This window comes from Pedobacter sp. WC2501, from assembly GCF_052682415.1.
Genome location: NZ_JBQZFI010000001.1, coordinates 315373 through 338092, shown reverse-complemented (window position 1 = coordinate 338092; position 22720 = coordinate 315373). Strand labels below are relative to the sequence as shown.

The following is a 22720-nucleotide window of genomic DNA, read 5'->3' as shown; positions in this document are numbered from 1 at the left end:
GGTTGGGGAATTTAAATACTACTTTCTGCTAAAATGTTTTGGAGTTCGTTTAATTCAGCTACTTTTTCGGTTGCTCCCGCATTTTCATAAGCCGAAATCAGGTTTCTGATTACGCGGCGGATAATATCGGTATTACTGCAGGGTTTATAATATTCGGGTAAAGCTTCTAAGTTAAGCTGACGCAAAAATTGATCGACATCATGTTTGCCAAAAATATTACCACGGTTAAAAGCATTGATATAAAATAGCACACCATACTCAGCGCCCTCTTGCTTACTATCATCAATATAACCTAAAATAAAATGCTGTGGCAAATTAATCCCATATACGGGCAGATCTAATTTTTGGGCCAGGGTAGAGTAAATAATTGCCAGCGAAATCTGGTTGCCTTTTTTGCTTTCTAAAACCTGATTTAAGTAAGAGTTTTGAGGATCGTGGTGGTTTTTGGTATTGCCGCCAAAGCCATATTGCTGGTATAAAACGTGGTTAATCAGTTTTACTTTCTCTACTGAACTCATTTCGTACTGCAGCCCCAGCCAGATATCCCTTTTTATCTCTTCAATTTGGTTAATTACTTTTTGCTCATCTAAATCAGGGTATTGGTAACGGTTTATAATCAGGGCGCCTTGTAATAAATCAAAAGCACCACTTAAATACCAAAGGTTTAGATCTTCTTTAACGGTTTTAAACTGGATTTGATGGACAATATTTTCAATGCGTTCCTGCATCAAGCCATCGAAAGATTGTTCCCATGCATTTTCTAAATAATGGATTACCTCACCGCCATATTCAAGCAGTTTCTTTTCTACATGCTGGAATACTTCCTCGTCCGGATCATCCAACAGTTTTACTAAAGCACTTATCTCTGCGATATTTTCCATAAAACATACATACGTTTGCGGCGTTTAATTACTTTTGCAATATTATGCTATTTCAATTTATTAAAGATTACCTTAAACACCGTTTAACAGCTAAGAGCAGGCATGGAACGCATTCGCCATTTGTGTACAAGCTCGCTGATGAGGTAATTTACGACTTTAACGACAAATCTGAATATAAAAATATAGAAGAGCAACGAAAAAAACTTTTTAATGACGATTCAATAATCACCGTTACAGACCTTGGAGCAGGTTCTCATCTTAATAAAAGCCGTACCAAGAAGGTGAGTCAGATTGCCAAGAATGCATTAAAAAGCCCAAGGTTAGCCAAGCTTATTTATCGGTTAGCTAAAAATACCCAGGCAAAAAGTGCAATTGAATTGGGTACCTGTTTAGGCATTACCACTGCCTATCTTGCTAAAACAGATCCACAGACCGAAGTCATCACCATAGAAGGTTGCCCACAGACTGCAGAGGTGGCCAGGAAAAATTTCCAGGATTTAGATTTAGAAAATATTGAACTCCATGTGGGCAACTTTGATTTAATTTTGCCCGATATTATTGCCCGCCAGCCCAGCCTCGATTTTGTATATATCGACGGAAACCACCGGAAAGATGCTACTTTGAATTATTTTAAATGGTGCCTGCCAAAAGTTACCGAAAATTCGTTACTCATTTTTGACGATATTTATTGGAGCGAAGGAATGAAAGAAGCCTGGACTGAAATTAAAAATCACCCTGATGTTACGGTAACCATCGATTTATTTTGGATTGGTTTGGTTTATTTTAAAAAGGGGCAGGTTAAAGAACATTTTAAACTTAAGTTTTAAACCCATGCAGGAACCGAAATTAGCAGGTATTCAAAAACGATCAGCACTTTTTGTTTTGCTGCTTAGCCTTTTCTCAGGAATTGCAGCTTACCTGCTTTCGTTTCTTTGTAAAATGGATACCCTTACGCATATTATGTTTGGGTGGGATGTTTTTTGTCTGATGTTAAATACGCTCCATTGGTATATGTTTTTTCATACCTCTTCTGCCGAAACTCATTTAAAAGCCAAAATGCAGGATGAAACCCGTGGCGAAATTTTTGTCATTGTAGTGGTTTCTACCTTTGCTGGTTTACTGGCCGTAATTCTGTTGCTAATTAATAAGGATATTGAACCGCTAGATTTAATCATTGCCATACTTGGCATGTTTTTATCGTGGTTTTTAGTGCATACTACTTTTACCATGCGTTACGCCCATTTGTATTATGGCGGCAAGCGGAAGGAAAAATCGGAAAAAGGTGGTTCGGGATTGGAGTTTCCAGGCGATGATGAACCTGATTTTATCGACTTTGCTTACTTTTCTTTTGTTCTGGGCATGACCTTCCAGGTTTCTGATGTCGAAATTTCGAATAGGGAGATCAGACGACTTTCCCTCCTGCACAGTTTAATCGCCTTTATTTTCAATACCGTTATTGTAGCATTAACCATTAATGCATTGGCAGGGCTAAGCAAATAACGAATCGTCATCTCAACGAATCATCGCGAAGTGGAGAGATCTATCACCCCACATTTTTTGTCATCCTGAACGCAGTGAAGGATCTTTAAAATACATCATTTTTAACAGGAGGAGGTGCCGTGAAAAGATTTATTCAACTAATTACAGCAGTTTTTGGAAATGAGCAGTCCGGTTCTTTTGGCAGGTTTCGGTCCCGCTCCCGCTTCTGCCGATGAAGAATCGGCATCCCGCTTCGATCGGGTTTAGAAACAATAGTTAAATACTTTTGGCTCAATACCAGGGGCAAGCCTTTCGGTCATAAACCTAACAGCAGCGAACACGTAGTGTAACGAAGTAAAGCGAATGGCAGGGCTACAAGAGCCAAGAACTACAGGTCATTCATTTTCAAATAAATGTATATTTTTAATTTTATACATTAATGCATTAGCAGGGCTAAGCAAATAATTTCTTTTTGAAAAACTTACCAAGTTTAGAAGGGGCTGAGCGAAGGAGAACTTCGTCAGTTTGGTCTGGCCTTGGCTGATTCTTTAGTAATAGCAGTTTTTTGTAAATGAACAGTCCATTTCTTTTGGCAGGCTTCGGTCCCGCTCCCGCTTCTGCCAATTTGAAGGAAATCGGCATCCCGCTTCGATCGGGTTTAGAAAAGACAGTTAAATACTTTTGGCTCCATACCAGAGCAAGCCTTTCGGTCATAAACCTGACAGCAGCGGGCACGTAGTGTAACGAAGTAAAGCGAATGGCAGGGCTACAAGAGCCAAGAACCACAGGCTTTTCGTTTTCAAATAGATGTAGATTTTGATTTTATAATGCTTTATATCAGGTTGTTATGTTTTTAAACTGATTTTTCAGTAATATAACTTGTTTTTTAGTTGTAAAACTGAAAAGTAAGTTATAGATTTGAGTATGGAAGAATTAACCAAAGCAGAAGAGCGTATTATGCAGGTTTTATGGAAACTGCAGAAGGCATTTGTGAAAGATATTATAGATGAACTCGAAGAGGAACCTAAACCGCCTTATAATACCATCTCATCAATTGTAAGGCTTTTAGAAAAGAAAGGCTATGTTGGTTATAAGGCTTACGGGAAAACATACGAGTACTTTCCGGCCATCACAAAGGATGAATATGCCAAAACTACATTCTCTAAACTGTTTGCCGGCTATTTTAATAATTCTCCAACCAGCCTGTTATCATTTATGGTAAAAGAGGAAAAACTAAGTGAAAAGGATATAGAAGAAATCAAGAAAATCATTAACCAGGATCCAAAGCCATGATTTTAATTTACTTATTAAAGGTTTCGGCCTGTACACTCATATTCTTCGCTGCTTATCAGTTTTTTCTGGCCAAGCTTACGTTTTTTAACCTGAATCGTATTTATTTATTATTAATGTTGGGGTTGAGTTTTGGTATCCCGGCGCTTACGATCGAAAACCGCCATGAAATAATGGTAAGTAACCAGGAGATTCCATCAAAAATAGCCTATAGTAATGATAGTGTTATTGAGCAGGATTTTGTGGATGAAAGTAGTGCCGCCAATAATAGCCTAAACTGGGATCAAGTGCTTATGTATGTTTATTGCTCAGTTTTAGTCTTTCTTGTTTTTAGAATGCTGTTTGTGATGGTACGTATTCAGATCCAGCTGCGTAAACACGCTATTGATAGGAGCGGAGCTGTTATCCTGGTTAATGAGAAATCTACCATAAAAAACTGTTCTTTTTTTAACCAGATTATTATCGACTCCTCTTTGCAGTATGAAGAAAAGAATCTGGTCATAAAACACGAATCTGTCCATGTGAAGCAGCTGCATGTCGTCGACAAGCTTTTAGTCAATTTCGTTACGGCAATCCTTTGGTTTAACCCCATTATTTATTTCTGGCGGAATGCCATTGATCATAACCACGAATTTCTCGCCGACCGTGAAACCGCTAAAGTTGCAGATAAGAAGGTTTATGCTTCTTTACTTTTAAACCTGGCTATGCCAGCCCAAAATTTCGCGATGAATAGTTTTAGTAAACTTCCACTAAAAAACAGGATCATGATGTTGTACAAAGAACCAAATGCAAAGCCGCAAAAGCTTGCATATGTAGTCATTATTCCGGTATTAATGATTTGCTGTATGGCATTTATAAACCGAAAAGAAATTATTATTGAGAGAAAATCGGCAGGGAATCAGGCTTCTGCCGATACGCCTGTAAAGCCTAATGTTTATGCGATGAACTACTTGAACAGCAACATTAAGGTGAATCCAAATACTGCTTTTAATGAAGTAGAACCTGTTTTGGTTATTGATGCTGGTCATGGAGGGAAAGACGATGCTGGTTCTGCACTTGATGGGCAAAAGGAAAAAGACCTGAACTTAAGGGCAGTGAAAATACTGCAGGAAGAAGCCGAAAAAAGAGGGGTAAAAGTAGTATTAACCAGGAGTACCGATCAGTTTTTATCACTTAGAGATCGTTTACCTACGGGAGAAGCTACAGCATTTATTTCCATTCATCATAATGCAACACAGGCAGGTGCACCTGTACCTTTCGAAGGTATTGAAGTTTATGTTTCGAAACAGAACAGCAATATTAAAGCTGCTGAAGATCTGGGAACTGGCCTGTTAAGCAAGTTAAAGCAGCTTAATGGAATGGAAGTAAGAGATTCTTTAAAAAACGGAAGCTTATTTTTATTGAGAGAATCAAAGGCACCAGCAGTTTTAATTGAGCTCGGCAATATATCCGACGGTAAAACATTAAATTATATTAATCAGGAAAAAAACATCCGGAGAATCAGTAATTTGATTTTGGACGGATTTGTAGCTTTTTCTAAACGTGGATGTTAAATAAAACAGGGCTATGGAATGGTTAACCTATCTGCTTAAAGTTACTGCCTGTACGGCATTATTTTTTGGTTTTTACCTTGTGGTTTTAAGAAAGCTCACCTTCTTTAAAATCAATCGTTTTTATTTGCTGGCTTCTTTGTTTTTGAGTTTTATTATTCCTGCTTTGCAGTTTGAGGTTAAACGTGAAATGCCCATGTTAGAAACCGAGCTTGTAGACATGCCTGATTTAAAGCCAATTCAACCTGCCCCTGTGCAACTTATTCAGCCTATTATGGTCGAATACCAGCCAGGGGTGACATCTAAAATTGATTGGGTGGTAATAATGGCTTATGCTTATAGTGGCATCGCTTTGCTTTTATTCCTCCTTTGCCTATGGCGCTTATTCGTTTTGCTTAAACATACAGGGAATTATACCAAAAATAGTAGTGGACTAAAGCTGATTACCAAAACAGAAGGTTTTACCAACTGCTCCTTTTTTAACTATGTTTTTATAAATGATGCGGATTTAAGTGCAACGGATTTATCGGTTCTGCTTAAACACGAGCAGGTACACGCCAGGCAATACCATTCGATAGATAAAATTATTTTAATGGTTTTTAAATCCTTTTTATGGTTTAATCCTATAGTTTACCTATATGATAAAGCTTTAGAGCAGGTGCATGAATATGAGGCAGATGAGATTACTTCAGCAGATTGTGGCAGTGAGGCATACGCCAACCTACTCTTAAAACTGGCGATAAGCAAAAGTAATATGCCGCTGATCCACAACTTTGTAAAGAGCCCGATTAAAGCCCGGATTAAAATGTTGTTCCACGCTAAATCTAAAAACATGAAAAAATTAATGTACTTATTGGCCATCCCCGTTGCTGTGGGATTGGTCTGGCTATTTGCCGTGCAGGTAGTGTATGCACAAAATATAAAAGATGAAAGCAAATCTTCGAAAGATTTTTACGAAGGAGCCCTGAAGGGGAAAGTCCTTAACATTAAAAAAGAAACTATAGGTCTTTATACATTCGATTTATTGTCGGATGGAAAGATTTATCCGATTGAAGCCACCACTTTTAAAGAAAAGATTAAAGTTGGCGATGAACTTATCGTTTATATATCAGTTAAAGGCTTTAATATGCGAAAAATGGATAAAAATGGAAAAGTTATCGCAGAGACTAATAGACCTATATATAATGCAACAAAGATTACCACTTTTGACGGAAGTTTAATTTACAAGCAGAAAATAGAAAACCATGCCTTTTTATACGAAGCCAATAAAGCGCGTTCTGCCTCATCTAAAATTAAATCCATAGAGAAAAATGTTAATGGTAAGATTGAAAAGATCGTTCTGAATGATGGCCTTTTTACCATCAACTTAAATCTTAAGGCGCAAAACATACATAACAGTTATTTAAAAACTGGCGATCAGGTATTGGTTAAATTTATTGGCGAAAAATTGGTATCGAAGAATACTTACACTACCGATAAAATGATTGTGCTGTATTCTGAACCTAAAAAATATACAATCAAAAATGAAGCACTTTATAATCGGTTTTATTTTAGCGATGGGAAACAAAAAGTAGCTGTAGTAAAAAATCAAACAACTGAAGTTGCCAAACCAGTAACGCCTAAAATCATCTCGTTTTCTAAAATAACCGGTGATGTGCAGCATAAAATTTCTTACATGGAAAATGTGGTTATCGACATTAGCAACTGCAGGTTAGAAGCTGAATACGTAGAATTGGATCAACTTAATGGTAAAATGATCGCCAAAAATTCAGTATTAAAAGCTAAAGACGGGGAATCTGAAACCGCCAAAATTATTGTTTTTAATTTGAGAAATGGAAGCTATAGTGCCGAAAATGGTACAGGAGCGACTAAAGTTCCTAAAGGGCTTGAGGCTGACCACCAGATGTTGCAGAGAATGAGAGACTCTTTAACAAAGGCAGATAATAAAGTGGAAACAAGTGTAAGTTATAGTGCCCGGGATTCTGTTAAAATGAGCAGGGATAAAACAATTGTTACGCTTTATGGGAAAGCAAAATTAGATTATAAAAATTTTACCATATCAGCCGATGAAGCTACCTATAATAAGAATACGGAAAAAATAACGGCTAAAAATCTTATCCTTCGAAACAAACTAACCGGAATAACAACGATCGGTTCTTATGGTGAGTTTGATATTAATGGTAAAGTTGAAGTTTGGCAGAGCAACAAATAGTTTGAATGATAAGAACATTAGCCCTTCTTGTTTTATTTTTTATCATCATCAATTGCAATGCTCAATTCAAACTCTCGGGGAAGGTAACTGACCAGGAGCATAAAACTTTGCCATTCGTTACCGTTAAAATTTCAGGTGCTAAAAATCAGGTCAATTATACACAAACAGACAGCCTCGGGTTTTACCAGTTCAACAATTTGCTGTCTGGAACGTATGTAATCACTTATGCTGCACTTAATTTCAAAGCCGAGAATAGGTCGCTGACCTTAAGCAGAGATACCCTAATTAATATTCAGCTCCAGGAAAATCCAAACAAGCTTACTGACGTTCAGATCAGTGCCAGAAAAAATTTAATAGAAAAACAGATCGACCGGATCGTTTTTAATGTGGAGAACAGTGTTTCTGCCATCGGAACAGATGCTTTGGAACTGCTTTCTAAAGTGCCGGGAGTTAGGGTTTTGCATGATAGGGTTTCATTGGCGGGCAAAGGTGCTGTTAATATTATGATTAATGATAAATTGGTGCCCTTATCTGATGATGAGCTTTCTAATTATTTAAAGTCAATTTCATCAGATAACATCGTCAGGATTGAAGTGATTACCAATCCCCCGGCAAAATACGACGCACAGGGAAATAATGGCTTGATCAATATTGTACTAAAGAAAGTTACTACCGAAGGATTTAAGGGCTCGGTTACTACCGCTTTTACAAAAGCTATTCATCCAACGGTATCTGCAGGTGGGAGTTTAAGTTACCAGAAAAATAAGATTACGCTTTCCACAAACTTTAATATCAGAAAAGGATCGCTTGTTCCTTTAGAGCAGAGTGATGTTTTTTATCCAACACAAAACTGGAACATTGTAAATAAAGACCGGAATTTTAGGACGGTGCCAAGTGGACAGATCGGAATGGATTACCAGGCCTCCAGAAAAACGGTACTGGGATTTTCTTACAACGGTGGCTTAACCAACTTCCATTCTGAAGAAAATATTAAAACTACTGTTTATAGTAAAACAGGTAGTTTAGATTCAATGCTGAATTCTGATGCCAATGCCAAAATCAGATCTCATTATCACTCGGCCAATGTTTATTTAAAAAGAGCCTTAGAATCTGCAGGGAAACAGCTGATTATAAATGGCGATTGGTTTAAATACAGGGATGATAAAAAAAGGTTTTTTAACAACACGAGTTATTTCCAGAATGGAATAATGATCCCGAATTCTTTTGCCGATTATCTATCCGCCAGTAAACAAAATATAGATTTTTTTACCATAAAAGCTGATATAGATTTGCCTTATAAAACCTTTAAAGTATCTTTTGGTGCAAAACTGAGTTTTATCCATAACGGGAGTGATCTTGCTTTTTATAGAGTCCGCAATACGGTTTATGAGCTGGAACCCGGCCAGACTAATCTCTTTAATTATCAGGAAAACACACAAGCCCTCTACATTAATTATAATAAAAGTCTAAAGCGCTGGGATTTTCAGGCTGGACTGCGTGGAGAATATACGCAGATTGATGGCGTATCGGCTTATGAACAAAATCGGAGTGAGTATTTCAGGCTTTTTCCTACACTTTACATCGGTTACCGTGTAAATAACAAAAGCACTTTTTCTGCTAATTATGGCCGCCGGATCAACCGGCCTGCTTATCGAAAACTAAATCCTTTCCGCTGGTACAGCAACCAATATGCTTATACCGAAGGAAACCCTTTTTTACAGCCATCGTATAACGACAACATCGAAATTTCTCATACTTACAATAATATCTTCACCACGACAGTATCTTTTAGCCATACCATAAACGGCTTTAATGATGTAAATTTTATTGATGCTGGTACGAATATTCAGGCCGCCAAACCCGTTAACTTTATCACTGGATATCATTACCAGTTCAGCAATGCCATTACGCTAAATCCTTGGAAATGGTGGGAAAGTATCAATCAAGCGGATGTTTTTTACACAATATCCCATTCTGGAATTGCGCAAACCCAGAGTAGCCTGAACGGATTTGGTGCTTATTTTTCTACGATCAATCAATTTGTGTTTAACCAATCTAAAACCATTTTGGGTGAAGCCAATTTCTGGTACCAATTCCCAACAATTGATGGATTGAATCAAGATAAAAGTCAATATAACCTTGATCTGGGGATTAAAGCTTTATTCCTTAATAAAAAAATACAATTGGCGATAACGGCAAGTGATGTTTTAAAAACAAATCGTTACCGTTTTAATAGTCTGGTAAATAACATCAGGCAGGAATACAACAACTATTACGATAGCCGCCAGATACGGCTTACTTTTCGTTATAATTTCGGTAATGAGAAAATTAAACAGCAGGATAGGAAGTTAGGGAATGAAGAGGAACGGAGGAGGAGTAATTAATTATGGAAGACCCTTAGACTACGCTCAGGATGACAAATTGAAGGGGTGATAATTAGTAAAGTATTTTCTTTATTTCCGTGACAACAATCTTATCTGTGTTGATGTGTGTATCCGTGGTTAAAGATCCTTTGACTACACTAACATAGACAGAATCTATAGTACGGCCGTCATTCTCGCGCAGGCGGGAATCTTAAAGTGCTTGCATAACGATTCCCAATCAAGTTGGGAATGACGATTCCTCGCAGCCTATAATTCGATAAAAATCTGTCATTCATATTGATTTTATAAAACAAATTATCTCTTAAGATGATGCGTTGAAAATAGATGATTAGTAAAATACGCTGATTTTAATTGGTAAAAAAGAGAGGATTCTTCACTGTGTTCAGAATGACAAGCCTGGAAGGTATTCAATCCCCATCCCTAAAACGCTTCTGCCAAACTGATATAAAACCCGGCCTGGCGTTTTTCATTTGGCAATTTTTCTCCTATACCATAATCTAGCCTAACGCTCAAACCTTTAGCCGGATCGAAAAAGTAACGGCCACCAACACCAAAATTTGGTTTTAATCCATCGGTATTAAATTGGCCGTTAGCAAATACTTTACCTGTACCAGCGAAAGCCACGATACCAAAACGGTTCATAAAACGGTAGCGGATTTCGGCCTGTGCCGCCATTAGGTTTTCATCGCGGTAGCGGCCACTGTAGTAACCACGCATCATTTGGTCGTTCCCTAACTGCTGCAAGAGATAAAATGGCGTGCTTTTACTTTGAATGCTATAATAAATGCCCTGTACGCCCAAAACCACTTTCGGTGCCAAACTAAAGAAACCGCGGAGGTCTAGTTTGATCTGCGAGCCGTTAAAACTTTCACCCCCAAAAAAATCCGGTGCATATTGGTAGGTTGCTCTCCCAAAAAAACCTTTGGTGGGGTAGTTGTTGCTGTTGCGGGTATCGTAACTTTGCGATGCGCCGATCCATGCGACCGAACCACCATCTTTATCTAAAATTTGTGGGTTAGTGGTATAAATGCCTCCGGCTTGCTTGTCTATAAAATGATAATTCTCAAAACCTAATGAAACACCTGTATAAGCTTTGGGTAAAGTATTCATTTCGGCATCAAAAAGTGTTTTAAAAATCCTTTGGTCTAATTTGTCCTCATCTATCTTTTTAGCGTTGTTGCCGATACCATAAAAATTAAATGGCTGGTTTTTAAAACGGATATCGCCAATAAAGTGGTATTTGTTGCCTTTGGACCACATATCACCTTTAAGCATAAAATTAGCTGTCTTTTTGGTGGAGTAGGTGGTATTCAACGCAAAGTTCGAACTGCGGTTTAGTGTGTCTTTACGGTCTACATAAAAGGAATAAATAGCACCAACGCCAAATTCAAATCCTGTTTCCTGACTATAGCCAAAGGCTGGTAAAGGTAAAAAGCTTGCTTTACGGGTAGTATCTTTTTCGTTTGAGAGCATTTTCCTGATCAGTTTCATTTGTGCGAATGAACTTCCTGAAATGAGCGCAAGTAAAATAATCAGATAATATTTTTTCATCAAGGTTTTTTGATTTTATAGGCGATGAAGCTATCATGAGCATATCCTCGTATTGTGAGTGGTTTGCTCATGATGGTTTCATTACCGCAAAGAAAAGGAAATTTAGTAAGAAGTTGGTTAATCGGTTTAAACTTGAAATTAAATTATTCCTATTATTAAATTTCCTTTTCACAGATCCTGAAACAAGTTCAGGAGGACGATCGCTAGGATTTCATGCAATGCCTGCCGCCACCTAAACCCGATTGAAGTGGTAGCTGCCGGCTTCACGCGGGCACTACAAACGAGCCGGACTAACTTTAATAATGGCCATAGCTATTGCTTCCAAAAAAACTATTCTGTTATACTTTGATTATAGACCCTGAAATAAATTCAGGATGACGATCGCTGGTAAAGCTCACTTTTTATGATTTAATCGACTTTAGACTACAGACTAAGGACTCTGGACTAACCAACGCTATGCGCCAAACCCTATGCTCCAAACGCTAAACGCTTTTACGTTTTCACCTTTCGGCCTAAATACCTATTTTTGCGGCAAACAATACAAAACGAAATGAGCAATACAAGAGGACCAATATCTCAGTTTATGGAGCGTAATTACCTCCATTTTAATGCTGCGGCAATGATGGATGCTGCTAAAGGATACGAAACGCATTTAGATGAAGGTGGTAAAATGATGATCACGCTTGCTGGTGCAATGAGTACTGCAGAATTGGGAATTTCACTTGCAGAGATGATCCGTCAGGATAAAGTGGCTATTATTTCTTGTACAGGTGCAAACCTTGAAGAAGATATTATGAACCTGGTAGCACATTCCCATTATAAACGTGTACCAAACTATCGTGATTTAAGTCCGCAGGACGAATGGGATCTTTTAGAAAACCATTACAACCGCGTTACCGATACCTGTATCCCTGAAGAAGAAGCTTTCCGCCGTTTGCAGAAGCACATCCATAAAATCTGGATGGATGCTGAAGCTGCAGGTGAGCGTTATTTTCCGCATGAGTTTATGTACAAAATGCTTTTGAGCGGCGATTTGGAGCAATACTATGAAATTGACCCTAAAAACTCATGGATGTTGGCTGCGGCAGAAAAGAATTTGCCAATTGTGGTACCAGGATGGGAAGATTCTACTATGGGTAATATCTTTGCCTCTTATGTAATGAAAAAGGAACTTACTGCAACCACAGTAAAAGGTGGTATTGAATATATGGGCTGGTTAGCCGATTGGTATATTGCAAATAGTGGGGGCAAAGGAATCGGCTTCTTCCAGATTGGTGGTGGTATTGCCGGCGATTTCCCGATCTGTGTGGTACCAATGCTTTATCAGGATATGGAAATGGAAAATATTCCTTTCTGGAGTTATTTCTGCCAGATCTCGGATTCGACCACTTCTTATGGCTCATATTCTGGTGCCGTACCGAACGAAAAGATTACCTGGGGTAAACTGGATATCCACACACCAAAATTTATCGTAGAAAGTGATGCGACAATTGTTGCACCGTTAATGTTTGCCTGGATATTAAAACAATAATCAGAAAAAATAAATAAACCAAATTGGTTTATAGTATGCCCTTGGAGATAACCTATCAAAAATGGGCATTTTTATTGCCTGAGTGGCTTGAATTGGCATTTGTTTAGAATGATTATAAATTGTATTTCAAGTCACTATTATGTCATGGGATTTATTAATAAGTTATACTTTTGTTCAAGTTTTGGTGGGGCTACCCCTAGTTCAGCATCAATTTCACAACAAAAAGTAAATTAAATAAGTATAAAGTGTTCATTATGAGAGATATCTCGATGATTTTAAAAAGCGTTTGGAAGTCGTTATTCGTGTTTTCAGCAATTTCCGTAATAGCGGTTTCTACCGTAAATGCGCAGGATGCTAAAGAGGGAAGAACGCTTTTCAAAGCAAAATGTTCTTCGTGCCATGCGTTAGATCACAAAGTTATTGGTCCGGCATTAGAAGGAGTAAGCGATCGTCACCCTGAAGCGTTCCTGTTAAAATGGATTCCTAACAACGCGGCTATGATTGCTGCCGGAGATCCTGCAGCTGTTAAATTGTTTAACGATAATGGTAAAGTAGCAATGACTACCTTCCCTGAGTTAGATGAGGCGAAAGTAAAAGATATCTTAGCATACATTAAAGAAGGCGAGCCAAAAGCGCCTGGTGATGCTGCTAATTCTGCTGCTTCTGCTTCAAAAGATGATACCACTTCAGGTTTATCAATTGCTGGTATTGTAGCTATCGTTGTATTGGCGATTGTTATTTTAGTAATCTTAGGCCGTGCTTCTAAATTGTTAGAGCGCCTGATTTTACAAAAACAAGGTATCGAGATTGAAGAAGATGTGCCATTAAAGGTTGGTGTGCGCAAGATGTTCAAAAACAAGAAATTTGTGATGTTCTTTATCTTGTGTTTAATCATCTGTTTAGGTTCGTTCGGTTGGATGGGCATGTGGAATACTGGTGTTCATACCGGTTACCAACCAGTTCAGCCAATTAAATTCTCTCACGAGTTGCACGCAGGTATCAATCAAATTGATTGTCAGTATTGCCACAACGGAGCATTTAAATCTAAAAATGCAACTATTCCATCATTAAACGTTTGTATGAACTGCCATAAAGCTGTTCAGGCAAGAGATAAATATGATGGCGAGATTTCTCCTGAGATCAAAAAAATCTATAATGCTTTAGGTTACGATCCGGAAACGCAGAAATATGATGAAGGTAAAGCTAAACCAATGGAGTGGGTACGTGTACACAACCTTCCTGATTTTGCTTACTTCAATCACTCTCAGCACGTAGTTGTTGCAGAAGATGCCATCCGTAAAGCAAAAGGATTACAACCAAACGAGCCTGTATGTTTCGCTTGTCACGGTCCGGTTAATACCATGGAAGAAATTTATCAATATTCTCCATTAACCATGAAATGGTGTATTAACTGCCATAAAGAAACAGATATTTCTGGTCAGAAAAATAATGCTTTCTACGCTAAGGTTATCGAAGCGCACGAAAAGATTAAAAAAGGCGAGAAAATTACACCAGCGTTATTGGGTGGTTTAGAGTGTGGTAAATGCCACTATTAATAGATAGAGTTTAGTAAGAACGTTCGAATAAACAGTAATATAGCTTAAATGGAAAGCAACAAAAAATACTGGAAAGGCTTAGAGGAGTATAACAATACACCCGATTTTGTTAAGAATAACAAAAACGAATTCGCCGAGCCAATTCCAATAGAAGATGTTTTAAATGAAGCAGGGTTAAGTACCGTTACCCCACGCCGCGACTTTTTAAAGGCGTTGGGTTTTGGTTTAGGTGCAGTAACTTTAGCAGCCTGTCAAACTGCCCCTGTTCATAAATCTATTCCTTACCTGGTAAAACCTGAAGAGGTTACTCCGGGTATTCCTAACTATTATACTTCGAGCTTTAATGGCCAGAGTATTTTAGTTAAAACCAGAGAGGGACGCCCAATTAAAATTGAACCAAATCCAAATGCGGGTCAGTTTAACTGTGGTACAGATGCGAGAGCGCAAGCTTCAGTTTTAGATTTATATGATGTATCTAAACTAAAAGCACCAGCTTTGGTAAAAGATGGAAAAGTTGAAGAAACTACATGGGCAAAAATCGACAGCTTTGTTAAAGGAGAGTTGGCAAAAGCGCAGGCGGGTGGAAAGAAAATCCGCATTGTAGCATCAACAGTAAACAGTCCGTCAACTAATGCCGTTATTGCACAGTTTATTACAAAATATCCTGCTGCTAAATTGGTTCAGTACGATGCGGTTTCTTATACAGGTATTATTCAGGCCAACCAAAACAGTTTCGGTAAAGCAGTTTTACCTAAATACAATTTTGATAAGGCCGATTTAATTGTAAGTTTCAGTGCCGATTTCTTAGGTACCTGGATTAGCGGAGAAGAGTTTACTGCTCAATATACTGCTAACCGTAACTACAAATCGTTAGAAAATAAAAAAATGAGCCGCCACATTCAGTTCGAAAGTGGAATGAGCTTAACAGGTACCAATGCAGATACTCGTGTTCCGGTTAAATTATCGGAAGAAGGACCTGCTTTAATTGCTTTATATAATGCAATTACCGGTGGTGCCTTACCTGGCGGAACGTTAGGTAACAATACTACTGCCGATAAAGTAATTAAACTGGTAGCTAAAGAATTAGTACAAGCTAAAGGTAAAGGCCTTGTAGTTTGCGGTTCGAACGATGTTTCTACACAAATTTTAGTAAATGCCATTAATGCCGCTATCGGAAGTTATGGTACGACTATCGATTTAGATAACCCTTGTTATTTATATGCAGGTAACGATGCCGAATTTAATGGCTTAGTTGCTGAAATGAACCGTGGCGAAGTTGGCGCTGTTTTATTCTTAAACAGCAACCCGGTTTACGACGCTGCAAATACAAAAGCATTTACTGAGGCATTAGCTAAGGTTCCTGCTAAAATTTCATTCTCTGATCGTGCTGACGAAACGGCTACCGCTTGTGATGCTATTGCGATTAACCATAACTACTTAGAATCATGGGGTGATGCAAATGCTTACGAAGGGTATTATTCCATCGTTCAGCCAACTATCAACCCTGTTTTCAATAGCCGCCAGGCTGAAGAGAGTTTATTAACCTGGGCTGATGCTCCTGTTAAAGACTACTATCAGTTTGTACGCAGCAACTGGGAAGCTAAAATGTTACCAGCTGTTGGTTTGAAATGGGAAGAAGTTTTAGAAAAAGGTGTAGTTACTTCAACAGCTAAAGCTGCTGGTGCTTATTCATTCACACAATCGTTAGCACAAGTTGCTACGTCAATTGTAAATAGCAGCAAAGCCTTTAAAGGTGGCGATCAGATTGAGTTACAGGTTTACGAAAATATCCCAATGCGTGATGGTAAAAATGCAAACAACGCATTCTTACAAGAATTACCTGATCCGGTATCGAAAGTAACCTGGGATAACTATGTTGCACTTGCACCAAAATTTGCTGAGAAATTAAAAGTTAAAGAATTTGATGTTGTAACGGTTAAAGGTAGCAACGGATATTCAGTAGATCTTCCGGTATTGATCCAGCCAGGACAAGCGCAAGGAACTGCATCTATTGCATTAGGTTATGGCCGTACCAAAGTTGGTAAAGCTGGTAACGATGTGGGTAAAAATGCTTTCCCATTCGTTTCTTTTGTAAATGGAACATTCCAATATGCTACTTCGGTAACCATTACCCCAACAGGCGGTTACTATGAATTGGCTCAAACACAAACTCACCACTCTTTCGAGGGCCGTGCAGTGATTAAAGAAGCTACTTTTGCAGCGTACTTAAAAAATCCTGGTGCTGGTAACGAAAAAGGCGAGCATAAAGATTACGATCTTTGGGATCAATACGAAAAACCAGGTAACAACTGGGTTATGGCAATCGATTTGAATGCTTGTACAGGTTGTGGTTCTTGTATTGTTGCTTGTAACGTAGAAAATAACATTCCTGTTGTAGGTCGTGATGAGGTTCGCCGTCGTCGTGAAATGCACTGGATCCGTATCGATCGTTATTACAGCTACGAAACTAAAGATGGTGATGTAACCAAAGAGAAAGAAATAGCTAAGTTAGAAGACTTAGATCACGTTTCTGTAGTTCACCAACCAATGTTGTGCCAACACTGTGATCACGCACCTTGCGAAACAGTTTGTCCGGTATTGGCAACTGTACACTCAAGTGATGGTTTAAACCACATGGCTTACAACCGTTGCGTAGGTACACGTTACTGTGCAAATAACTGTCCGTATAAAGTACGTCGTTTCAACTGGTTTAACTACTGGAACGATTCACGTTTCGATAACTATTTAAATAACGAGTTTACCCAATTGGTTTTAAACCCTGATGTAACTACACGTTCAAGAGGGGTAATGGAAAAATGCTCTATGTGTATTCAACGTATACAAGGTGGCAAATTACAAGCTAAACTGGAGAAACGTCCATTAAAAGATGGCGATATTAAAATGGCTTGTCAGGAAGCTTGTTCAGCAAATGCGATTGTATTTGGTGATGCAAACGATCCAAATTCAGAGGTTTCAAAAGCATTACGTTCTGAGCGTATCTACTACGTATTAGAAGAGATCAATGTGAAACCGGGTATCGGCTACATGACAAAAATTAGAAATACAGATACAACAGTACAAGCGTAAGCTTTAGTATAAAGAAAATACAAATTATGTCAGGACATAACGAATCAATACTTAGAGAACCATTAATTACCGGCGATAACATCACGTATGCAAAAATTACGGATGATATTTTAGGCCCGGTAGAAAACAAGCCGAACAAGGCTTGGTGGATTGGTTTCATCGTTGCCTCATTAGGTGCTTTACTTTGGGTAGTAGCGGTAAGCTATACTTTTTGGAACGGTATCGGTGCATGGGGCTTAAATAAAACAGTTGGTTGGGCTTGGGATATCACCGGTTTCGTATGGTGGGTAGGTATCGGTCACGCTGGAACACTAATTTCAGCTGTACTATTACTCTTCCGTCAGAACTGGCGTAACTCCATCAACCGTTCGGCAGAGGCGATGACTATTTTCGCCGTAATCTGTGCCGCAACTTATGTTGTATCACACATGGGCCGTCCTTGGTTAGCCTATTGGGTTTTACCTTTACCAAACCAATTCGGATCACTTTGGGTAAACTTTAACTCACCATTGGTGTGGGATATGTTTGCGATCTCTACTTACTTCTCTGTATCATTATTATTCTGGTACACAGGTTTATTACCAGATATCGCTACCATCCGTGACCGTGCAGTGGGTACACGTAGAAAAATCTATTCTATCTTTTCTTTCGGATGGAGTGGAAGTGTTAAAACATGGCAACGTTTCGAAGCGGTGTCGTTAATCTTGGCAGGTATTTCTACACCACTAGTACTTTCGGTACACACTATTGTATCAATGGACTTTGCAACATCGGTAATTCCGGGATGGCATACCACTATCTTCCCTCCATACTTCGTGGCAGGGGCGATTTTCTCAGGATTTGCGATGGTATTAACCTTATTATTGGTTGCACGTAAAGTATTAGGCTTAGAAAACTACATCACCATGTTCCACATCGAGTCGATGAATAAAATCATCATCTTAACCGGATCGATCGTAGGTGTGGCTTATTTAACTGAGTTCTTTATTGCCTGGTATTCAGGTTCTGAGTATGAGCAATATGCATTTATCAACAGATCTACTGGTCCTTACTGGTGGTCGTACTGGATGATGATGACTTGTAACGTAATCTCTCCACAGTTGTTATGGTTCAAAAAGATCCGTTTAAGCATTAAAGCTACCTGGATTTTATCAATCGTAGTAAACGTGGGTATGTGGTTCGAGCGTTTCGTAATTATCGTTACTTCATTACACCGCGATTATATTCCATCGAGTTGGGCCATGTTTTATCCAACCTGGGTTGATATCAGTGTATTCGTAGGTTCAATTGGCTTATTCTTCACTTTATTCTTATTGTTCTTAAGAGTATTGCCATCGATCGCTATAGCAGAGGTTAAATTATTATTAAAAACTGCAAGTGAGCAAGCCAAAATGAAACAGATTAAAGAAGGGCATGAGAATAAAGAATATGTAGCTGAGTACATAGAGTCTTTAGAAAAATTTGATAGTGTTAAACAAGAAGATTACGCAAAAATATAACAATGAGTGATATCAAATATATTTTAGGCAGCTTTGGCGATCCTGACGAAATGATGCACGGCATCGAAAAACTTCAGGAAAATAACATCAGTATCCATGATGTATATACACCGATGCCTATACACGGAATAGAAGCCAAATTAGGAATTAAAAGATCTAGAATCGATATCGCAGCATTTTGCTTTGGTATTACCGGTACTTGCTGTGCATTCGCTTTGATTTATTTCTGCGCAGTAATCGATTGGCGAGTAAACATAGGTGGTAAACCATCATTTGCATTACCGGATTTTATTCCGATAATGTTCGAGCTTACAGTATTATTCTGTGCTTTCGGTATGGTGTTAACCTATTATGCATCTACTCACTTATTTCCGGGAAGAGCACCAAGAGTGATGGATTTACGTGCTACTGATGATCGTTTTGTTATTGCAGTTGATGCAAAAGACAATATAGAACATACTGTAATTGATGGATTATTAAAAGATGCAGGTGCTTTAGAAATAAAGTATAATGAAAGGAAGTACATTAGCTATGAATAAGAATAAATTTGTTTACACGGCGTTTTTAGCTATCGCTTTTGCAGCTACCTTTTCTGCTTGTAAAGATAAGCGCAGTACTGGCTTAGAATATGCCAGAAACATGTATGATCCGATTGCTTACAATCCAGATCAACCGAACAAAAATTTTAAAGATGGTAAAACAGCTCAGTTGCCACCTGCACATACTAAACCGGTAGGTTTTACCGAATATGATGAGTTTCCTAATACAAAAGAAGGATATGAAGCAGCAGGGGTAAGCATGGTTAACCCTTTACCAGTTGATACTATTAATTTAGCACAGGGACAGCATTTGTTCAAAGTTTTCTGTAGCCCTTGCCATGGAGAAAAAGGTGATGGACAAGGACACCTGGTTAAAATTGAGAAATTTAGTGGTGTACCTTCGTACTTCTCAGGAAGTTCATCAAGAGGTGGAGATATGAAAGCACTTACTGCCGGTAAAATCTACCACACCATTACATACGGTGTAAATAATATGGGCTCGCATGCTTCGCAAATCTCACCAACAGATCGTTGGAAAGTGGTGATGTATGTTCAGGAATTACAAAAACAACAATAAGTAAAGCAGAATATAAATGGGAACTCACAATATTAATTTTAGTGAACAGTTTGAGTTTACAGGTAAAGTAAAAACATTAAGTATAGTTGGTATCGCTTTAGGTGTTGCAGCTGTTGCTTTTGGTTTCTTAAGTGGCATTCAAGAGCGCACTTTTGCCAACCTGTTGCTTATGGGATATTACTTCGCATGCGTTTGTATGTCGGGAATGTTTTTCTTAGCTGTTCAATTTGTTGCTCAGGCAGGTTGGTCTGCATCAATTTTACGTGTACCACAGGCAATGGCCAAAACATTGCCAATTGCAGCAGTCATACTTATTGCTATCGTATCTGCAGGTTTATTCATGGAGCATACAATTGTAGAACATGGACATAGCGTTAGCGTACCTTATCTTTATAAACACTGGGCAACTCAGGGTTTAGCAGAAAAAGGTTCTGAACATTATGATGCTATTATTGCTGGTAAATCTGTATTTTTAAATAAGCCTTTCTTTTTAGGTCGTCAATTATTGTTTTTAGGTGTTTACAGTATTTTTGCAATGATGTTTGTTAAGTTTTCATATAATGAAGATTTAACTGGTGGCTTAAATTCTTACAGAAAGAGCTTTAAAAATGCTTGTATCTTCCTGGTAATTTACGGTTTTACAACACCGATTTTTGCTTTCGATACCATCATGTCATTAGAAGCACACTGGTTCTCAACCATGTTTGGTTGGTATAACTTCGCAGCAATGTGGGTAAGCAGTTTAGCTACTATCGCCATTATCATTATCTTATTAAGAAGAGCTGGTTATATGCAGTGGGTTAACAATAGCCACTTGCACAACTTAGGTCAGTTTATTTTTGGTTTCTCTATCTTCTGGACTTATGTATGGTTTGCTCAATTCTTATTGATCTACTATGCAAACATGCCTGAAGAGACTATATACTTCTACAAACGTTTCGAATATTATAAATTCTGGTTTTTCTTAAACCTAGCCATGAATTTCTTAGCGCCGGTATTATTATTAATGGATAGAGATAACAAAAGGACGGATGCAAAATTATTATTCGTTTCTATCGTGGTATTGTTAGGTCACTGGGTAGATTACTACCAAATGATTATGCCAGGAGCAGTAGAAGAAGGACATAATGGTTTTGGTATTGTTGAAATTGGTACTGCAATAGGTTTCGTAGGATTGTTTACCTTTACGGTTTTAACATCGTTAAGCAAAAAGCCGTTAATTGCAAAGAATCACCCATTATTACAAGAAAGTTTGCATCATCAACTATAGTGGTGATAGGATAGAGCAAATATTTAATTATTATTATAATTAGCAGTACAGCGTACTACTTTTAAGAAAATGAGTTTAAGAAAGTTTATAACGAATAAAACGACCGCAGCTTTAGCAGTATTGATTACTGCTTTTGCAAACACTAGCGTATTTGCGCAAGATGCAGCAGCAGGTGCTGCCGCGGCACCGAAGGTTGATATGGGCGAGGTTTATAAATCGGTAATATTTTATATTCTGGTTTTCCTTGCTGTATGCTTATTCATTGCCATTATTGGTAAAGCAATAAAAGTGTATGAGTTAAGCCGCGAAGCACAAGGTAAACCGGTTGGTATTAACTGGAACGGGGTACACGCAAGTTTATTTGCCCTGTTTTTAGTGATCGGTTTATATGGTGTATATTGGGAATATACAGTGCATGGATCAATGTTACTTCCGGATGCAGCATCTGAGCATGGAAAGAAAATTGATGAAATGTTTAACTTAACGTTAATCATTACCACCATTGTATTTGTAGCTACACACATTTTATTGTTTGGATTTTCTTATATCTATAAATACTCAGCTAAAAGAAAAGCTTACTACTACCCACACAATAATACAATCGAAAAAATCTGGACAATCGTTCCGGCTTTAGTATTAACCGTTTTGGTGTTGATGGGTTTCTTAACCTGGAGATCTATTTTCTTCAAAGTTGAAGATCCAAACCACAAGCCATTACAAATTGAAGTTACTTCTGAGCAGTTTAAATGGTCTATCCGTTATCCTGGTGCAGATGGTGTAGTTGGTAACAAAAACTATAAGTTAACTACAGCTACCAATCCATTGGGTATCGATTTTAAAGATATCAACTCCCGTGATGATGAGATGGCAGATGAGATGGTGCTTCCTGTTGGAAAACCGGTAAAACTGATCTTAACCAGTAAAGATGTAATTCACAGTTTTTATATGCCGCACTTCAGAGTACAGTTAAATACCGTACCAGGTATGAGAAGTATATTTGAGTTTACGCCTACAAAAACTACTGCAGAAATGCAGCAAGAAACGAACGACCCTAACTTTAACTACCTTTTCTTATGTGCTAAAATTTGTGGAGGCGGTCACTACAACATGCAGAAAGTGGTACGTGTAGTTTCTGAAGCCGAATATAAAACTTGGATAGCTGAGCAGAAAACATACTTAAATGATGATTTAAGAAAACAATTTAATTTGCCAGTGGCACCTGCGCCTGTAAAATCAGTAGCAGATTCAGCAGCTAAAGATTCAACAGCTGCGAAAACTAACCAAATGGCTTTAAATAAATAATATTAAGCAGGA

16 protein-coding genes are annotated in these 22720 nt (G+C 38.1%); 14 read left to right on the top strand and 2 right to left on the bottom strand.

Going from position 1 to position 22720, the window contains the following annotated elements; genetic code table 11:
- Positions 1–11: 11 nt before the first annotated feature.
- Positions 12–881, bottom strand: a complete 870-nt coding sequence (locus ACUN24_RS01440) for a transglutaminase-like domain-containing protein (protein ID WP_445560932.1) — start codon at positions 879–881, stop codon at positions 12–14.
- Between the two features lie 44 nt (positions 882–925).
- Here ACUN24_RS01440 and ACUN24_RS01435 point away from each other — a divergent pair, with 44 nt between their 5' ends.
- From ACUN24_RS01435 to ACUN24_RS01410, 6 genes are all read left to right on the top strand, one after another.
- Positions 926–1708 (top strand): O-methyltransferase, encoded by a 783-nt coding sequence (locus tag ACUN24_RS01435; protein ID WP_445560931.1) that lies wholly within the window; start codon positions 926–928, stop codon positions 1706–1708.
- Positions 1709–1712: 4 nt separating this feature from the next.
- Positions 1713–2381 (top strand): DUF1345 domain-containing protein, encoded by a 669-nt coding sequence (locus ACUN24_RS01430; protein ID WP_445560930.1) that lies wholly within the window; start codon positions 1713–1715, stop codon positions 2379–2381.
- A gap of 903 nt (positions 2382–3284) precedes the next feature.
- Positions 3285–3653, top strand: coding sequence for a BlaI/MecI/CopY family transcriptional regulator (locus ACUN24_RS01425; protein ID WP_445560929.1), 369 nt, complete (start codon positions 3285–3287; stop codon positions 3651–3653).
- Positions 3650–5203: an N-acetylmuramoyl-L-alanine amidase gene (locus ACUN24_RS01420; protein ID WP_445560928.1), complete on the top strand. Its 1554-nt coding sequence runs from the start codon at positions 3650–3652 to the stop codon at positions 5201–5203. Before ACUN24_RS01425 ends, ACUN24_RS01420 begins: the two co-directional genes overlap by 4 nt.
- Positions 5204–5216: 13 nt before the next feature.
- A complete protein-coding gene (locus tag ACUN24_RS01415; protein ID WP_445560927.1) occupies positions 5217–7412 on the top strand; it encodes a M56 family metallopeptidase in 2196 nt (731 codons plus the stop codon).
- A gap of 5 nt (positions 7413–7417) precedes the next feature.
- On the top strand, positions 7418–9796 hold the full coding sequence (locus ACUN24_RS01410; RefSeq protein WP_445560926.1) for an outer membrane beta-barrel protein: 2379 nt from the start codon (positions 7418–7420) through the stop codon (positions 9794–9796).
- Positions 9797–10216: 420 nt separating this feature from the next.
- Here the strand turns inward: ACUN24_RS01410 and ACUN24_RS01405 are convergent, their stop codons facing one another.
- Positions 10217–11347: a BamA/TamA family outer membrane protein gene (locus tag ACUN24_RS01405; RefSeq protein WP_445560925.1), complete on the bottom strand. Its 1131-nt coding sequence runs from the start codon at positions 11345–11347 to the stop codon at positions 10217–10219.
- Positions 11348–11897: 550 nt separating this feature from the next.
- Between ACUN24_RS01405 and ACUN24_RS01400 the strand changes: the two genes are divergently transcribed.
- The 8 genes from ACUN24_RS01400 to ACUN24_RS01365 all read left to right on the top strand — a co-directional run bounded on the left by ACUN24_RS01400 (position 11898) and on the right by ACUN24_RS01365 (position 22708).
- Positions 11898–12878 carry a deoxyhypusine synthase family protein gene (locus ACUN24_RS01400; RefSeq protein WP_121284005.1) on the top strand — a complete coding sequence of 327 codons (981 nt, stop codon included), beginning with the start codon at positions 11898–11900 and terminating at the stop codon, positions 12876–12878.
- A 254-nt stretch (positions 12879–13132) separates the two neighbouring features.
- Positions 13133–14434: a c-type cytochrome gene (locus ACUN24_RS01395; protein ID WP_445560924.1), complete on the top strand. Its 1302-nt coding sequence runs from the start codon at positions 13133–13135 to the stop codon at positions 14432–14434.
- A gap of 48 nt (positions 14435–14482) precedes the next feature.
- Positions 14483–17521, top strand: a complete 3039-nt coding sequence (locus tag ACUN24_RS01390) for a TAT-variant-translocated molybdopterin oxidoreductase (RefSeq protein WP_445560923.1) — start codon at positions 14483–14485, stop codon at positions 17519–17521.
- Positions 17522–17547: 26 nt separating this feature from the next.
- Positions 17548–19020, top strand: coding sequence for an NrfD/PsrC family molybdoenzyme membrane anchor subunit (nrfD, locus tag ACUN24_RS01385; protein WP_121284002.1), 1473 nt, complete (start codon positions 17548–17550; stop codon positions 19018–19020).
- A 2-nt stretch (positions 19021–19022) separates the two neighbouring features.
- On the top strand, positions 19023–19559 hold the full coding sequence (locus ACUN24_RS01380; RefSeq protein ID WP_132402965.1) for a DUF3341 domain-containing protein: 537 nt from the start codon (positions 19023–19025) through the stop codon (positions 19557–19559).
- Positions 19531–20136: a cytochrome c gene (locus ACUN24_RS01375; protein WP_315419289.1), complete on the top strand. Its 606-nt coding sequence runs from the start codon at positions 19531–19533 to the stop codon at positions 20134–20136. The genes ACUN24_RS01380 and ACUN24_RS01375 overlap by 29 nt, the downstream gene beginning before the upstream one ends.
- A gap of 16 nt (positions 20137–20152) precedes the next feature.
- Positions 20153–21406, top strand: a complete 1254-nt coding sequence (locus ACUN24_RS01370) for a quinol:cytochrome C oxidoreductase (RefSeq protein WP_445560922.1) — start codon at positions 20153–20155, stop codon at positions 21404–21406.
- A gap of 69 nt (positions 21407–21475) precedes the next feature.
- Entirely contained in the window at positions 21476–22708 is a 1233-nt protein-coding gene (locus ACUN24_RS01365; RefSeq protein ID WP_445560921.1) for a cytochrome c oxidase subunit II, read from the top strand.
- Positions 22709–22720: the final 12 nt, after the last annotated feature.

Excerpts from the sequence above, each read along its gene's own strand:
- ACUN24_RS01440 (WP_445560932.1), bottom strand. The coding sequence starts at position 881 with ATGGAAAATATCGCAGAGATAAGTGCTTTAGTAAAACTGTTGGATGAT.
- ACUN24_RS01435 (WP_445560931.1), top strand. The coding sequence starts at position 926 with ATGCTATTTCAATTTATTAAAGATTACCTTAAACACCGTTTAACAGCT.
- ACUN24_RS01430 (WP_445560930.1), top strand. The coding sequence starts at position 1,713 with ATGCAGGAACCGAAATTAGCAGGTATTCAAAAACGATCAGCACTTTTT.
- ACUN24_RS01425 (WP_445560929.1), top strand. The coding sequence starts at position 3,285 with ATGGAAGAATTAACCAAAGCAGAAGAGCGTATTATGCAGGTTTTATGG.
- ACUN24_RS01420 (WP_445560928.1), top strand. The coding sequence starts at position 3,650 with ATGATTTTAATTTACTTATTAAAGGTTTCGGCCTGTACACTCATATTC.
- ACUN24_RS01415 (WP_445560927.1), top strand. The coding sequence starts at position 5,217 with ATGGAATGGTTAACCTATCTGCTTAAAGTTACTGCCTGTACGGCATTA.
- ACUN24_RS01410 (WP_445560926.1), top strand. The coding sequence starts at position 7,418 with ATGATAAGAACATTAGCCCTTCTTGTTTTATTTTTTATCATCATCAAT.
- ACUN24_RS01405 (WP_445560925.1), bottom strand. The coding sequence starts at position 11,347 with ATGAAAAAATATTATCTGATTATTTTACTTGCGCTCATTTCAGGAAGT.
- ACUN24_RS01400 (WP_121284005.1), top strand. The coding sequence starts at position 11,898 with ATGAGCAATACAAGAGGACCAATATCTCAGTTTATGGAGCGTAATTAC.
- ACUN24_RS01395 (WP_445560924.1), top strand. The coding sequence starts at position 13,133 with ATGAGAGATATCTCGATGATTTTAAAAAGCGTTTGGAAGTCGTTATTC.
- ACUN24_RS01390 (WP_445560923.1), top strand. The coding sequence starts at position 14,483 with ATGGAAAGCAACAAAAAATACTGGAAAGGCTTAGAGGAGTATAACAAT.
- nrfD (WP_121284002.1), top strand. The coding sequence starts at position 17,548 with ATGTCAGGACATAACGAATCAATACTTAGAGAACCATTAATTACCGGC.
- ACUN24_RS01380 (WP_132402965.1), top strand. The coding sequence starts at position 19,023 with ATGAGTGATATCAAATATATTTTAGGCAGCTTTGGCGATCCTGACGAA.
- ACUN24_RS01375 (WP_315419289.1), top strand. The coding sequence starts at position 19,531 with ATGAAAGGAAGTACATTAGCTATGAATAAGAATAAATTTGTTTACACG.
- ACUN24_RS01370 (WP_445560922.1), top strand. The coding sequence starts at position 20,153 with ATGGGAACTCACAATATTAATTTTAGTGAACAGTTTGAGTTTACAGGT.
- ACUN24_RS01365 (WP_445560921.1), top strand. The coding sequence starts at position 21,476 with ATGAGTTTAAGAAAGTTTATAACGAATAAAACGACCGCAGCTTTAGCA.